The 14760-nt window shown below is 73.9% G+C and carries 8 protein-coding genes; 6 read left to right on the top strand and 2 right to left on the bottom strand.

The genetic code is table 11. From position 1 onward, the window contains the following. Positions 1-82: 82 nt before the first annotated feature. The 6 genes from ACH4D5_RS17965 to ACH4D5_RS17940 all read left to right on the top strand — a co-directional run bounded on the left by ACH4D5_RS17965 (position 83) and on the right by ACH4D5_RS17940 (position 10310). Positions 83-2026 carry a transglycosylase domain-containing protein gene (locus ACH4D5_RS17965; protein WP_398303258.1) on the top strand — a complete coding sequence of 648 codons (1944 nt, stop codon included), beginning with the start codon at positions 83-85 and terminating at the stop codon, positions 2024-2026. 116 nt (positions 2027-2142) lie between these two features. Next, positions 2143-3930 (top strand): trypsin-like peptidase domain-containing protein, encoded by a 1788-nt coding sequence (locus ACH4D5_RS17960; RefSeq protein ID WP_398303256.1) that lies wholly within the window; start codon positions 2143-2145, stop codon positions 3928-3930. Further along, complete coding sequence (locus ACH4D5_RS17955; RefSeq protein WP_398303254.1) at positions 3927-6404, top strand: tetratricopeptide repeat protein; 2478 nt, start codon at positions 3927-3929, stop codon at positions 6402-6404. The genes ACH4D5_RS17960 and ACH4D5_RS17955 overlap by 4 nt, the downstream gene beginning before the upstream one ends. Continuing rightward, positions 6353-7819: a VWA domain-containing protein gene (locus ACH4D5_RS17950; RefSeq protein ID WP_398303252.1), complete on the top strand. Its 1467-nt coding sequence runs from the start codon at positions 6353-6355 to the stop codon at positions 7817-7819. Before ACH4D5_RS17955 ends, ACH4D5_RS17950 begins: the two co-directional genes overlap by 52 nt. Further along, a complete protein-coding gene (locus ACH4D5_RS17945) occupies positions 7816-8997 on the top strand; it encodes a hypothetical protein (protein ID WP_398303251.1) in 1182 nt (393 codons plus the stop codon). Before ACH4D5_RS17950 ends, ACH4D5_RS17945 begins: the two co-directional genes overlap by 4 nt. Then, positions 8994-10310 carry an extracellular solute-binding protein gene (locus tag ACH4D5_RS17940; protein WP_398303249.1) on the top strand — a complete coding sequence of 439 codons (1317 nt, stop codon included), beginning with the start codon at positions 8994-8996 and terminating at the stop codon, positions 10308-10310. Before ACH4D5_RS17945 ends, ACH4D5_RS17940 begins: the two co-directional genes overlap by 4 nt. Before the next feature lie 9 nt (positions 10311-10319). Here the strand turns inward: ACH4D5_RS17940 and ACH4D5_RS17935 are convergent, their stop codons facing one another. Next, positions 10320-12170, bottom strand: coding sequence for an MFS transporter (locus tag ACH4D5_RS17935; protein ID WP_398303247.1), 1851 nt, complete (start codon positions 12168-12170; stop codon positions 10320-10322). A 180-nt stretch (positions 12171-12350) separates the two neighbouring features. After that, positions 12351-14678, bottom strand: a complete 2328-nt coding sequence (locus ACH4D5_RS17930; protein ID WP_398303245.1) for a D-alanyl-D-alanine carboxypeptidase — start codon at positions 14676-14678, stop codon at positions 12351-12353. Positions 14679-14760 lie beyond the last annotated feature (82 nt).

The raw sequence follows: 14760 nt of genomic DNA, 5'->3' as shown, positions 1-14760 counted from the left end.
TCCGCCTCCCCGCGGCGGACTGTTACGTACCGCAAACAGGCTCCGGGCCAACCCGGCCGCGTGCGGCGCACTCTCCCCCGGCATGGGTACACATGCTCAGGGGAAGAAGTCGCGCCGCCGCGGCCGGCGGCGGCTCGTGGACTACCCGCGCGCCGGCCGGAGCGGCGTCCGCCGCTGGCTCCCCTCGTGGCGCCAGCACCTCGCCCTTCTCGCCCTGTTCGTCACGTCCGTCGCCGTGCTCTTCATCTGCGTGTACGTCAGCGTGGACATCCCCGACGAGAACGCGGCGGCCCGCCGCGAGGCCAACGTCTACTACTGGTCCGACGGCACCCAGATGGTCAGCACGGGCGAGGTCAACCGGCAGAACGTGGAGCTGGACCAGATCGCGCCGTCCGCCGTCGACGCGGTGATCGCCGCCGAGAACGAGACCTTCTACGAGGACTCCGGCGTCTCCCCCAAGGGTCTGGCCCGCGCCGTCGTCAACATGGTGCGCGGCAAGGAGACGCAGGGCGGCTCCACCATCACTCAGCAGTACGTGAAGAACACCTACCTCTCGCAGGACCAGACGGTCACGCGGAAGGTCAAGGAGTTCGTGATCGCGCTGAAGGTGGACCGCGTGAAGGAGAAGGAGGAGATCCTCAAGGGGTATCTCAACACCAGCTGGTTCGGGCGGGGGGCCAATGGGATCGAGGCCGCCGCCCACGCCTACTACGGCATCCCCGCCAAGAAGCTGAATCCCAGCCAGGGTGCTCTCCTCGCCGCCCTGCTGAAGGGCGCCGAGCTGTACGACCCCTCGGTCGGCGCCGCCAACCACGAGCGGGCGCGGCAGCGCTGGGCGTGGATCCTCGACCGGCAGGTCGAGGTGGGGCTGATGAGCAAGAAGGAGCGGGCGAAGTACCGCACCTTCCCCGAGCCGCGCCGCCAGTCGCGCTCCACCAGCCTCGGCGGCCAGACCGGTTACCTCGTCGACGTCGCGAACCGGTACGTCAAGCAGCACACCGGCCTCACCGACGAGGAGCTGGCCCGCGGCGGCCACGAGATCCACACCACCTTCGACAAGGACGAGGTGCGCCGCCTGGAGCGGGCCGTGCGGCGCGTCCTCGACCGCGACCTCGACCCGAAGAGGCGCCCGGCCGACCGGCACGTGCAGGTCGGCGCCGCGTCCGTGCGGCCCTCGGACGGGGCGGTCGTCGCGCTGTACGGCGGGCCCGACGCGACCGAGCACTTCACCAACAACGCCGACACGTCGGGGGTGCCGGTGGGCTCGGCTTTCAAGCCGTTCGTGCTGGCCGCCGCGTTGCAGCACGGGGTGTCGGTGCGGGACGAGCGGCCGGTCGCCGAGGCCCACCTGAAGGGCCGCGTGCCCGGCGTACGGCAGAACGTCCTGGCCGACAGCCGCTACGCCGCCGACGGCACCCTGCACCCGGCCGCCGGGCTCCCCGACCCCGACCGTCCCACGCTCCGCGAGGCCCTGGTGTCGGGCGGCAACGCGACGTACGTACGCCTCGGCGGGGACGTGGGCCGGGACACGGTCCGGCGGACGGCCGTCGCCGCCGGGCTGCTGCGCCACAGCATGGCCCGCCTGGAGCCGACGTTCTCCATCGGCACGTCGACGCCCAGCGCGATCCGGATGGCGTCCGCGTACGGGACGTTCGCGAACGACGGCGTGCAGCGCGACCCCTACTCCGTGACGAAGGTCGTGAAGGTCGGCGAGGCGCTGCCCGGGCTCGCCCCGCCGTCGTCACGGCGCGCGCTGGACCCGCAGGTGGCACAGGAGGTCACCGACGCGTTGCGGACGGGCGGCAAGAAGCTGGGCGTGAACGTCGCGGCGGGCCGCACCGGCGACCAGGACCGCCTCAGGTCGGCCTGGTTCACGGGCTTCACCGATGACCTGTCGACGGCGGTGACGATGTTCCGGGTGCGGCCCGGCGAGCCGCGGCTGCTGCCGATGTCGGGCGTCGGCGGGGCGAAGTCGCAGCGCGGCAGCGTTCTTCCGCCGCGGATCTGGCGGGAGTACCGGGGATAGCCGGCGGGTGGCGGCCGCGCGCGCTCCGTTCGCGCTCCGCGTGTGCGCGGCCCTCCCACTACCTCCCCATGCAGCGCAGGAGTCATCGGCGTGCACCGCGCCTATTCTGAGGAAGCATGGAGGGGGATGCGGTATCCGCCGCCGACGGGGTCAACTCTCCGCTCGATCATTCGAGTTGGCGGGTCCGGCTGAGACAGTGGGCGGCCTCGGGCAGCGGTGACGTGCTGGGCGCCGGGGTGCTGTTCGGCACCGACCGGGTGCTCACCTGCGCCCATGTGATCCGCGACCCGGCGACGGGGCTGCGGCCCGAACGCGTGCGGGTCGAGTTCCCGCTGCTCCAGGGCCTGGCCAGGACCCCGCACCGCACCGCGACCGTGGAGGCCGGGCACTGGGTGCCCTCCTTCGGCAAGGCGCAGGGCGACCTCGCGGTGCTCGTCCTTGACCAGCCCGCGCCCGTGCCCTCGCCGGTCACCCTGCACCGCACGCTCGACTACCGGGGCGCCACGGTCCTCATCGACGGGTTCCCCGAGTACCAGTCGGGCGGCCAATGGCTCACCGGCGCCTGCCGGGGGCCCGGCGGACAGGGCGACGAGCGGGTGCAGATCGACCTCACGGGAGCCGGGGCGGACGCCGGGTCCGGGCAGCGGCTGCGGGGCGGGTTCAGCGGAGCGGGCGTGCGGGAGGAGGGCACCGACCGGCTGCTCGGCATCCTGGCGCAGGCCGACGAGCGCGGCGAACACGGGTACATGATCCCGGCGGCGACGGTCGCCAAGTACTTCCGGCGGTTCGCCGAGCGGTACGTGACCGGGCCGCACGCCATCCCCGGCCACCGCGTCGTCTCGGCGGACGCGGCCCGCACGGCCCGCCCGCACGGCCTGCAGCGCACCGTCACCCGCTGGCTGAACGGCGACGCGGACGCCTGGGACACCGAGGTCCTCTTCATCGCCGAGGACGACGACCGGGCACGCCAGGCCCTGTACGTCGTCCTGAACATGGCCGACCGCGAACAGTCCCCCCAACTGGCCGTCCAGCCCGTCGAGGTGGGCGCGGACGGCGACTCGCTCCTGTCGCGTGCCGGCATCGCACCCCGGGTCGGCAGCATCGGGCTCGTCCTCGACCTGGAGGGCGCCGCCCTGGAGGACCCCGGCCAGCCGGAGCTGCGCGAGGCCCTCGCCGTACTGCGGCACGAGCTGCGGCACGCGGCACGCCGGCACACGGCCCCGCGGCGGCGCCCCGCCGTCGCCGTGCTCTACGCCGACCGGTCCGCCACCGAACCCGCCACCGCGGCCCGCGTACTGGGCGATCTGGCAGACTCCGGCGCCCGGCTGCTGCTCGTGGTGCGCTCCAGCACGCACGGCTTCACCTACGCCCTCGCGGAGAAGCTGCTGCCCGCCGAGCGCGCCGCGCAGTGGCTGCAGCGGCTCGGCACCCGCGTCGACGCCCTCGCCGACACCGAGCGCAGCGCCCGGCGCCTCTTCCACCGCGTCGAGCCGCACGTCGTCGACCCGCCGGTCGCCACCGGGTACGCCGCGCGGGCCGCGCTGTGGACGGTGCAACTCAGCAACGAACTGCGGCCGCTGACCGGGCGGGGCGGCCCGCGCCTCCTGGAGAAGCTGTCGTACGCCGAACAGGCCGTGGACACCTACCTGTTGCGGGCCGAGCGGGCCGAGAGCGAGCTGCGCGGCGTACTGGACGAGCACCTGCGGCTGCGCGGGCTGCTCAAGGACCATCTGGCGCGGCTCGCCCGGCGCGGACTCGCCGAGCATCCCGACGCCGTCGGGCCCTACCGCGAGGCGCAGCAGCTCCTGATGGCGGGGCCCTGCCCGCTGGCCGACGCCGAGCGGGCGGTGACGGCGTTCGCACGGGTGGTACGGCGCCTCGCCGAGGCGGACGGTGACGCGTGACGCCGGTCAAGTCCTGCCCGCACCCCGGCTGCGCGGGCACCGTCACGCCGACCGGCTACTGCCTGGCCAGCGGTGAGCGCGTCGACCCGGAGACCGGCCTGCACTCGTCTCCCCTGCCGCGGCCACGCCCGGCGTCGCTCCGGCCCTCGCATCCGGCGCCGCATCCGGCCGCGGAGCGGGAGCCGTCCGGTGCCGGTGAGTCCTCCCAGGAGTGGATCGTCGACCCGGGCGTCGCCGCGCCCCCGCCGCGCCCCGCCCGTGTCGTCCTGCCGCCGGAGCACCCCGACCCCACGGTCCTGCCGGAGATCACCCTCCTGGACCGGGCGGACAGCGCGGACGGCACGGACAGCACGGACACACCTGCGCTCAGCGGGCTGCCGCTGCCGCCCGGCACGCTGCTCGCCGGGCAGTACCGCCTCGTACGGCCGCTCGGCTACGGCGGGATGGGCGAGGTCTGCCTGGCCCACGACACCAAGGTCGACGACCGCGCCGTCGCCGTGAAGATGCTGCACGCCGAGCTCGCCGCGGACTCGTACAGCCTCCTCAGGGGCGAGCGCAAGGAACTGGTCGAGCTCAACCACGACGGGTTCATCCGGGTGTTCAACTACGGGCACCACGCCGGGGTGGGCGACTTCCTCGTCCTCCAGTACGTCGACGGGCTCAACCTCGAAGAGGTGCGGGCCCGCGCCCACGAGCACCCCGAGGAGTTCGGGGACGAGCGCTTCCTGGAGTTCGTGCTCGCGTACGGCGTGCGGATCCTGGCCGCGCTCGCCCATCTGCACGCCCCCGAGCGCGGCAAGGTGTACGGCGACCTGAAGCCGCCGAACGTCATGCACGACGGCTCCACCACCAAACTCGTCGACGTCGGCAGCGTGCGCCGCGCGGGCGCGCCCGGCCTCACCACCGCCCTGTACCGCGCCCCCAGCGTCGGCCCGCACGGCGAATCGCAGCCGCAGGACGACCTGTTCAGCCTCGGTGAGACGCTGCGCACCCTGTGCGGCCTCGGCGCCACCCGCCACGATCTGGCGGACCTGGCGGCGCTCGACCCGCTGAACGAGGCCCCCGGCGCCGACGCGGCCGGACACCACGCCACCGGGAACCACCGCGGCCTCGGCCTGGTCTCCCTCGCCAGGGCCCTGCACCGCGCCACCCGCACCGCACGCGCCGGACGCTTCGCCACGGCCCGCGAGATGGACGAGCAACTGCGCGGCGTGTTCCGCGAGCTGCGGTCCCTGCGGACCGGCGCCGAGACCTTCGAGCCGTCGCCGCTCTTCCTCCAGTCCCCGTACGCGCTCGACGGCGGGCTCGGCGCCGCCCCCGACGTGTCGCACTGGGCGGCCCCGCCGTCGGCGCCCCGGCACCCCGCGCCCGCCCCGCCCGAGGTCGCCCGGCGCCTTCCGGTGCCGCGCCCCGACCCGGACGACGACCACCACGGCGAGCTCAGCAGGCTCAGCGACGACGACCCCGAGGCGCTGCTCCAGCACACCGGCGACTGGCGGGACTCCCCCGAGGTGCACCTGCTGCGGTGCAGGCTGCGGCTGCGGCTGGCGCCGCGCACCGACGGCGGGGCGCTCACCGGCGCCGAGACCGCCCTCGCCCTTGCCGAGGACGCCATAGGGTCCGCGCACGCCCCGCACGACTGGCGGCTCGACTGGCACCGGGGGCTCCTCGCGCTGGCCCGCTCCCGGGTGCCGGAGGCCCGCGGCCACTTCGACCGCGTCTACGCCGCGATCCCCGGCGAGTACGCGCCGAAGCTGGCCCTCGGCTACTGCGCCGAACGCCTCGGGCGGCTGCACGAGGCCCTGTCCTTCTACGAGGCCGTGCGGCTGCGCAACCCGTCGCTGGGCAGCGCGGCGTTCGGCGCGGTCCGGGCGCGGCTCGCCCTCGGCGGCCCCGACGCCCTCAGGGACGCCATCGCCGCGCTGGACGCGGTGCCCCAGCACTCCCGGCACCGCACCGCAGCGCGGACGGCCGCCGTGCGCATCCGCGTCGACCATGCGCGGGACGCCGACGGCCTGGCCTCGGCGGTGCGGGCCCTCGCCCAGCTCTTCTCCGCGCACGGCCTGACCGACGAACAGTCCCGCCTGCGGATGAAGGCGGAGGTGTGGGGCGCGGCGCACCGCCTCCTCGGCGCGGGCACCGGCAGCGGCGGCGGGACGGAGCGGGGCGGGCCCCGCATGACCGCCGCCGAGCTGCGCGCCGTCGCCGCGCACGCCGACCCGCTGCTCGAATTCCCCGCGGAGGAGCGGGACCTGCGCACCGACCTGTCCCGCTTCTACCGCGGCCTCGCCCACCAGGCCGCCCGGGACGCGCCGGCCGCGGACGACGGCACCGGCATACCGCTCGCCGAGATCCTCCTGGACCGCGCCTACGCGGTACGTCCCTTCGGCTTCCGGCACTCACGATTCGGCAAGGACACCCCATGGCTGGGCAAGAAGATCAGGAAGTGGCCGCCTCGGTCGGCCTGGAGGTGAGCCAGGTCGTCGAGCTGCCCCGGCCCCGCACCCCGGACGCGGAGGAGGCGGCGCGGATGTACGCCGTCCTCACGGTGACGGTGCGCAGGCCGGGGGCGGCGAAGGCGCCGGGCGCCGCGACGGAGCGGGATCCGGCACCCGGTACGGCGGGGGCGGTCGAGGGGGCCGGTGCGGGCGGTGCGGGCGGGCCCCGGCTCGCCGAGGTGCTGCTCATCGATCACTCCTCCTCGATGGTGATGCCGCCGAGCCGTCTCGCCGCCGCCCGCGCCGCCGCCGTCAGCGCGCTGGCCCGCATCCCCGACGGCTCGCTGTTCGCCCTGGTCGCGGGCGGCGACAGGACCGCGATGATCTACCCGCGACGGCCCGGCCTCGCCGTCGCGCACGCCGAGTCGCGGGCCGCCGCCGAAGCCGCCCTGCACGACTGCACCCCGGGCGGCGGCACCGCGATGGGCACCTGGCTGGAGCGCGCCCGCCAGCTCTTCCGCGAGCTGCCCGCCCCGGACGCCGGCGGGTACGTACGCCACGCGCTGCTGCTCACCGACGGCAAGAACGAACCCGGCTACGAGACGCGCGCGGAGCTGCACGAGCGCGTCGAGCGGTGTGCGCGGGCCTTCGCGTGCGACGTCGTGGGCATCGGGGACGCCTGGGAGACCGAGGAACTCCTCCTCATCGCGCGGGCGCTGGGCGGCCGCACCCGGGCCGTGGCGGACCTGACGCGGCTGCCGGACGAGCTGGCCTCGCTCACCGGGCGGGCCGCCGACCGCGACATCACCGGCCTCCGGCTGCGCCTCTACCACCGCGCCGGAGTGCGCCCGCACTCCTTCGAGCAGGTCCACCCGACGCGGGTCGCGCTCACCCCCGACCACGTCGACCTGTCCGGCGTCGGGACGGGCGCGGGCGGGCCCGTCGAGGAGTACGACATCGGCCCGTGCGGCGAGGAGACCCGCGCCTATCTGCTCTGCGTCGGCGTGCCCTACGACCCCGCCAGGACCGGCAAGGAGCTCCTGCTGACGGAGGTGGAAGTCGACACGGACACCGCACCGCCCGCCGGTCTGCGACTCCCCGCACCCCAACCCGTGCTGATGTGCTGGACCGACGACGCCGACCTCTACAGCCGCCTCGACCCGCAGGTCGCCCACTACCGGCACGAGGAGGAGCTGCACCGCACCTTCGAGGAGGCCTGCGCCGAGCTGAAGCACGGCAGGCGCGCGGCGGCCGAGACCCTGCTCGGCAGGGCCTGGCGGCTCGCCGTCGAGACGGGCGACACCGCCATGCAGGACCACCTGCGCCGCCTCGTCCGCGTCCGCGACCCGGCCCGGGGCGCGGTCGAACTCCGTGACCGCATCACCAAGTTCGACGTGGAGGCGGCCCGCATCCAGTCGAGCACGACGGTCCTCCCCGGCGGCCCCCGATGACCACCCCCGCACGCGCCGCACGCACCGCCCCGCCGCTCGTCGGCGAGCTGCTGCGTGCGCTGCGCCGCCACCTGTGGCCCGCGCCGCTCAGCGAACGGCCCCGCAACCGGGCCTACTTGCGGGAGCGGCTCGTCGCGCTGCCGGTGCTCACCGTCGTCGTGGCCGTCGCGTTCGGGTGGGCGTACGGGGACGTGCGGGCGGGGTCGGCCGAGCTGAGGGACAGCTTCGCGCCCGCGCTCGTCGGGCTCGCCGAGGCCGAGACGTCGCTGCGGATCGCCGACCGCGAGGCCGAGGAGAGCCTGCGCGCCGGGGAGGCGGTGCGGCTCGGCGGGCTCAGCAAGCGGTACAGCACGCGCACCACCCGGGCCGTGCAGCGCCTCAACCTGGTGGCCCGCAGCGGCGCCCTGACCACCGCGGAACGCCAGGAGCTCGACGTCGTCTCCGGGCTCGTCGTCGACTACGGCAACTGGATCACCTTCGCCCAGAACAACGTCGGCGACCCCGCGCTGCGCGACGCCGGACTCTCGTACGCCCGCAGCATGCTCTGCTCCGCCCCCGGGCCCGCCAAGGAGACGGCGGCGGACGGCTATCCGCCCTGCCGCCCCGACACCGGCTCGGACTCCGACGCGACGGCGGTCGTGGACCGCATCTCGACCCTGGAGGACCGCCTGCGCGGCAGGCTCGCGGACCGGGCGGCGCTCGGCGGCGGCGTGCTCGCCGCGGCCGCCGTCGCCGCGCTCGCCCTCATCCTGCTCGCCGTCGGCCTGTGGCGCACCCAGCTGTTCCTGCGCCACCGGCTGCGCCTGCACGTCAGCGTCCCGCTCCTCGCTGCGGCCGTGCCGCTGCTCGCGCTGCCGTTCCTGACGGCCGACGCCGTGCTCGCCCACCGGGCGCAGCAGCGCGTGGTGTCCACGGCGGACGAGCTGTCCGCCCGTACGTCGCCCGCGGTCGAGTCGACCATCGACGAGAAGCCCTTCGGCGAGCGCCACCCCCTGCTGATCCAGGTCCTGGAGGAGCGCGTCCGGCACGACCTGGCCGAGGGCCGCCTCTCCGCGCTGGACGGGGCCGCGCCGTGGGTGACGCCCACCGGTCTGCTCTGCGCGGCCCTCATGGGCGGCACGCTCTACGCCTACCGCCGCGAGTACGTCCTCATCTCCCGCTCAGGAGCCACCGCATGAGCCGCCGCACGAGCCGCCCGCACCCCGTGCTCCGCGCCTGCGTCGCGGCCTGCCTGCTCGCCGTCACGGCCGTCACCGCCGGGGCCTGCGGCGGCACGCGGCCCGAGACGCTCGTCGTGCTCGGCCCCTGGACCGGCCCCGAGGGCGACGCGTTCGAGTCGATGCTGCACCGGCTCGACGACGGCACGGGCCGCACGTACACCTACCAAGGCACCCGTTCCCTGCGGGAGACGCTCGTCGCCCAGCTGGAGGCGGGCGACCCGCCGGACGTCGCGATCCTCAACAGCATCGGCGAACTCACCGAGTACGCCCGCGCCAACCGCCTCACCCCCCTCGACCGCGCCGCCACCGCCCGCGCCTACCCGCCCTGGGCCCCGCGCCTCGACGTGAACGGCATGCGCCGCACCTACTGGGTGCCGCTGAAGGTCGACCTCAAGAGTTTGGTGTGGAGCAAGGAGGGCCGGTCGGCCAAGGCCCCCGAGTGGTGCGTGGGCCTCGCCTCGCAGGCCACCTCGGGCTGGCCGGGCACCGACTGGGTCGAGGACATCCTGCTGCACCAGGCGGGCCCCGCGACGTACACGGAGTGGGCCGTCGGGCGCCTCAGCTGGCGCGATCCGCGGGTCCGCAGGGCGTGGACGACGTGGGCGAAGCTCCTCGGCGACCGCTCCAAGACGTCGATCGACCGGTCGCTGACCACGTCGTACGAGGGGACGGCCGACCCGGCGGAGGGCGACGGCAAGGGCGCGGGCGGCCCGCGCGGGCTCCTCGACTCCTTCCGGCCCCGCTGCACGCACGAGCACCAGAGCGCCTTCATCCGCTACGTGTACGCGGACGAACGGGTCCGCGTCGACCCGGCGGCGGGCTTCCTCGGCGGCAGTCCCGCCTACGACGGCGCCTATGAGGTGGCGGGCGACATGGCCGCCGTGTTCACCCGGGAACCGGCGGCCCGCGCCCTCGTCGACCGCCTGTCGAGCAAGCGGGCCCGCGCGCTGTGGCGGTCCGGGGCGGCGGCCGAGCTGCGGCCGTTCTTCCCCGACGCGACCGACCCGCAGCCGACCGACCCGACCGGGCGGCGCATCGCGGAGATCCTCACCGACAAGGCCCGCACGCTCTGCTTCGACGCCTCGGACGTGATGCCGCCGGGCGTCCGCGACGCGTTCCACCGGGCCGTCCTGCAGTACTTCAGACAGCCGTCGGGCGACCGTCTCGACGAGCTCCTCGGCCAGCTGGACACCGTGCGCACGGAGGCCGCGGCGGACGCGGGCCCGGGACGGCTGCCCGAGTCCGGGATCTGCGCGCCGCCGGGCGGCTGAGAGCCCGTCTCAGCGCGCCAGCTCCTCCGGGCAGGGCGTGCCGCGGGGCAGCTGGTAGGGCGAGCCGAGGCGGTAGGTGCCGGCCTTCGGGGCGAGCAGCTCGACCCACTTGTCGCCGGCCTGGTCCTCGCGGGCCTCCACCAGACAGCCGTGGATGTTCTCGTACTTCTTCGGGCGCTTCTCGTTCAGCTCCCGCTGCCGCTTGGACGCCTCGGTCTCCTGGGGCCGCTCGACGCCCTTGCCCTTGGCGTCGACGACGCTCAGCCACGGCGAGTACGGGATGCGGATCAGGATGCGGCCCGGCTTGTCCACGCGGAGCGTCATCTCGCCCTGCTCGGCGCGCTCCACGACGGCGTTCGGCTCGACGAGCGGCCTCGGGTCGATCACCTCGTACAGCTGCCAGTTGGTGTCGACCCACACCTTCTTCAGATACGGCAGCCCGTCCGTGATGAGCTGCGCCTCGCGCTTGCCGCCGTCGCCGTCGGGCTCGCCCTTGGGGAGCGCCACGTAATGCACGGACCAGCGCTGCAGCCACTCGTGGTAGTTCGCGGAGTTGAGGGTGTCGTCGTAGAAGAGCGGGTTGCGCTCCATGTCGGCCTGCCGGTTCCAGCCGCGCGCGAGCTGGACGTACGCGGGGAGCGCGGACGCCTCGCGGTGGCTGCGGGCCGGCACCACCTCGACGCGGCCCTTGGCCGCGCCCCGCTCCTTCAGCTCGTTCACCAGCGGGGCGACCTCACGCGTCCAGGAGGCGTCGGAGCGCGTGTGCACGATGTCGTCGACGGCCTTGAAACCGATCCAGCCGGTGAAGCCGACGAACGCCACGATGATCACGTACCACTTGCGGGACTTCGGCACGGTGTACGGCAGCGCGGCGAGCAGCGCGACGCCCGTGAAGCACATCGCGAGGCGCGAGATGTTGGAGCCGATCTGCGAGCTGATCAGCCAGACGCCGAGCACGAACGCCGCGTACACGGCGGTGGTGATCCGCACGGTCTTCCACTGCTTCGGCACGAGGAAGTAGACGAGGGCGGCGCTGATCAGCGGCAGCGACGCCGAGCCGAACGACATCGGCTGTGTGCCGGAGAACGGGAAGAGCCACGCGGAGAGACCCACCACGACGGCCGGCGCGATGCCCAGCGCGTACGCGCCCGGGTAGCGCTTGCTGAGGAACAGCGCGACGGCGACGAGGCCGACGAAGAGCCCGGCCACCGGGCTGCCCATCGTCGCGAGCGCCGCGAACGGGGCGGCGACCAGCGCCTTCGCCCACCGCTTGTACCGCCAGCGGTGCGGCCAGCAGAAGACGGCGGCGACCGCCATGAGCGCGAACATCTGGCCGAGGCCATAGGTCACGCGGCCCGAGACGGCGTTGCACAGCAGCGCGAAGAGGCCCGCGACGACGGGCCACCACAGCTGCTTCACGGCCCGGCTGCGCATGAGGATCATCGTGAGCAGCGCCGCGGAGACGGTGCCGGCGATCATCATCGTCGTCCGCACGCCGAGCACCGACATCAGATACGGCGAGACGACGCTGTACGACACCGGGTGCATGCCGCCGTACCAGGCGAGGTTGTACGCCGAGTCGGGGTGCCTGCCGACGAACTCGGCCCAGGCATCCTGCGCCGCGAGGTCGCCGCCGCTGTTGGCGAAGACGAAGAACCAGACGATGTGCAGCACACCGGCGACGATCGTCGTGATCGTCACCGGGTGGCGCAGGAAGCGCTTCTGCCACGGAGCGTCGGGCCCGCTCTCGGGCGACCGGCGCTGGGCCGGCAGCTTTATTCGCGCACCGGTGCGGCGGCCGCCGCCCTGCTCAGGCGCGGCGGCGGCGTCGTCGGCGCGCGTCGGCTCCGCAGTGGCCACTGGAGGCTCTCCCCGTGTCGTCCTTGTATCCGGAGTACCCGGGGTTTCGTGCCGACGAGAGTTCGTCCCGGAACACTCGTCCTCCGCCCCGGCGTACCACCCCCGAGCTTGTGACGCTAGCACGCGCGCGCGAGGGGAGGCCCGGGGGCGGGCCTCCCCTCGCGGTGCTCGGCGCCGGTCTCAGCCGACGCGGGTCAGCTTGGCGCCGAAGCCCGGTTCGCTGAGGTCCTTCTGCAGCGCGACCGGCACCTCGACGGCGTCGCCCTTGCCGTCGCCGACGCTCAGCACGCCGACCTTGGTGCCCGCCTTCGCCGTGTGCGGGACGGACTTGCCCTTGTTGTCGTCGAGCCGCAGCTTCACGGTCAGTCCGGACCAGCCCACCGCGGAGACGTCCTTGGTGGCGACGAGCGGTGTCGTGCCGCCCAGACCGTCGTCCACCTGCCCGACGACGGCGCCCTTCTTCACGATGGTCTTGGCCGTGAGGGCGTCCTGACCGGCCTCGATGAGCTTGCGGGTGATGCCGGTGACCTGGTCGATGTTGGCGACGCCGTTCTTCCCGTACTGGCCGAGGGCGGCGCCGATGATCGTCTGCGTCTCCCCGCCGACCTTCTTCTCCGCGGCGAAGAGGATGTTGCCGCCGGCCGCGGTGGTCGTGCCCGTCTTGATGCCGATGGCGACGGTCGGCACGAGGCCGAAGAAGTTGTTCTGCTTGTCGCCGTTGAGGTCCTTGTAGCTGGGCTGGCGGGAGATCTCGTTGAAGACCGGGTTCTCCATCGCGGCGCGGCCCAGCTTCACCAGGTCCTCGGCGGTCGAGACGGTCGTCTTGTCGAGGCCGCTGGGGTCCGTGTAGTGGGTGTTCTTCATCCCCAGCTCCTTGGCGGTCTTGTTCATCTTGGCGACGAACGCGTCCTCGGAGCCGCTCTTGGTGTCCCAGCGGGCGAGCAGCTTGGCGATGTTGTTCGCGGACGGCAGCATGACCGCCTGCAGCGCCTCGTACTCGGTGATCTTCTGGCCCTCGGTGACCTTGACGACGGACTCGTTCTCCGGCTTGCCGGTCTCGTAGTGCTTCTGCGCGGCGGCGTCGACCGGGATCTTCGGGCCGTCCTCACCCTTCTTCAGCGGGTGGTCACGCAGGACGAGGTAGACCGTCATGACCTTGGCGATGCTCGCGATCGGCACGGGCTTCTGGTCGCCCGAGGTGCCGAACGTGCCGATGCCGTTGACGTCCATCGCGGCCTGGCCGTCGGCCGGCCACGGCAGGCTCGGCTTGCCGCCGTCGAAGGACACGGACTGCTGCGCGGTGAGCTTCAGGGTGGGCGTCGGCAGCGGGCGTACGGCCTGTACGACTGCAAAGACGACCACGAGGAGCAGCACCAGCGGCGTCCAGATCTTGACCCGGCGCACGGCGGTGCGGACGGGCGTCTCCGGCGGCGGCGGGGTGTTGGTCAGCTCCGCGAGCAGGTCGATGGGCGGCTTGGGGGGCAGGGGCTGCTGGGTGGTGCGCTCCGCGGGCGGGGGCGACGAGGGGCCGGCCGGGGTGGACGCCGAGGCGGCCCCCGGGGTGGACGCCCACTTCGGGGCGTCCTTCGGGCCGCCCTTGCCCGCCTTGGGTTCGGGCTTGCCCGTCTTGGGCTCGGGCTTCGCGGCGGGCTCCGGCTTGGGGGCTGCCTTGGGGGTCGCCTTGGGCGCGGTGCGGGAGGACGGCTCGTCGAGCGGCTTCAGCGCGACGAACTTGCTGGTCCGCTCGGCGTCGGCCTCGGGCTTTGCAGTTCCCTTTGCAGACTTGTCCTCGGGAGCCTTGTCCTCGCTCTTGGGGGTCTTGCTCTCGGGGGCCTTGTGGTCGCCCAGCTTGAGCATGGTGGTGGGCTGGTCGACGGGCTTGCCGGGGGCCTTGAAGACGGCCGTGGCCTGGTCGACGCCGGTGGACTTGGGGGCGTCGTCGCCCTTGTCCGGGGTGTCGCCGGCCGGGGCGTCGTCGTCCGAGGCGTCCGCGGGTTCGGCCTCGGCCTCGGTCTTGGGCTCCGAGACGTCGGCCTTGTCGGGCTCGTCGGCCTTGTCGGCCTCGTCGGCGGCTTCCGGTTCGGCTTCGGCTTCCGCTTCCGCTTCGGCCTCGTCGGAACCTTCCTTCGCCGGCTCGGGGTCCGACGCCGCGTCGCCCTCCGGCTCGTCCGAGGTCGCGACCCACGCCGCCACCGCGTTGCGCAGCCGCGCGTCGCCGTTCGCCTTGCCCTCCGCCTCGCCCTTCGGGGCTTCCCCGGGGCCGTCGCTCTCCTCCGGGTCGTCGGAGCCGTCGGAACCGGCCGCCGCCTCGGCGACGTCCTTCGTCGAGAAGACGGCGGTCGCCCGGTCCTCCCGCACCTGCGGCGTCTCGCGGGTGATCGCGAGACGCGGGTCGCGTTCCTCCGGCGCCGGCTCGGAAGACTCCGCCCCGGTCGGGTTCCCCGACGACTTCCGCTGCTTCGATCTGTCGGGGGTCTCGCCCGCCACCGATGCCTCCTCGTACGCCATGCCGTTTGCCGATACTGATGCTTGCCGTGTGCTGACCGTGCGCCAAATCCGGCCGGACGCCAGTGTCCGAACCGTGTACCAG

This window comes from Streptomyces sp. NPDC018029 (assembly GCF_044327655.1).
Taxonomy (GTDB): Bacteria; Actinomycetota; Actinomycetes; order Streptomycetales; family Streptomycetaceae; genus Streptomyces.
This window is presented reverse-complemented; position numbering and strand designations above follow the sequence as displayed.

What these genes read in the sequence shown, in the direction of transcription:
- ACH4D5_RS17960 (WP_398303256.1), top strand. Translation starts at nt 2,143, where the DNA reads ATGGAGGGGGATGCGGTATCCGCCGCCGACGGGGTCAACTCTCCGCTC.
- ACH4D5_RS17950 (WP_398303252.1), top strand. Translation starts at nt 6,353, where the DNA reads ATGGCTGGGCAAGAAGATCAGGAAGTGGCCGCCTCGGTCGGCCTGGAG.
- ACH4D5_RS17945 (WP_398303251.1), top strand. Translation starts at nt 7,816, where the DNA reads ATGACCACCCCCGCACGCGCCGCACGCACCGCCCCGCCGCTCGTCGGC.
- ACH4D5_RS17940 (WP_398303249.1), top strand. Translation starts at nt 8,994, where the DNA reads ATGAGCCGCCGCACGAGCCGCCCGCACCCCGTGCTCCGCGCCTGCGTC.
- ACH4D5_RS17965 (WP_398303258.1), top strand. Translation starts at nt 83, where the DNA reads ATGGGTACACATGCTCAGGGGAAGAAGTCGCGCCGCCGCGGCCGGCGG.
- ACH4D5_RS17930 (WP_398303245.1), bottom strand. Translation starts at nt 14,678, where the DNA reads ATGGCGTACGAGGAGGCATCGGTGGCGGGCGAGACCCCCGACAGATCG.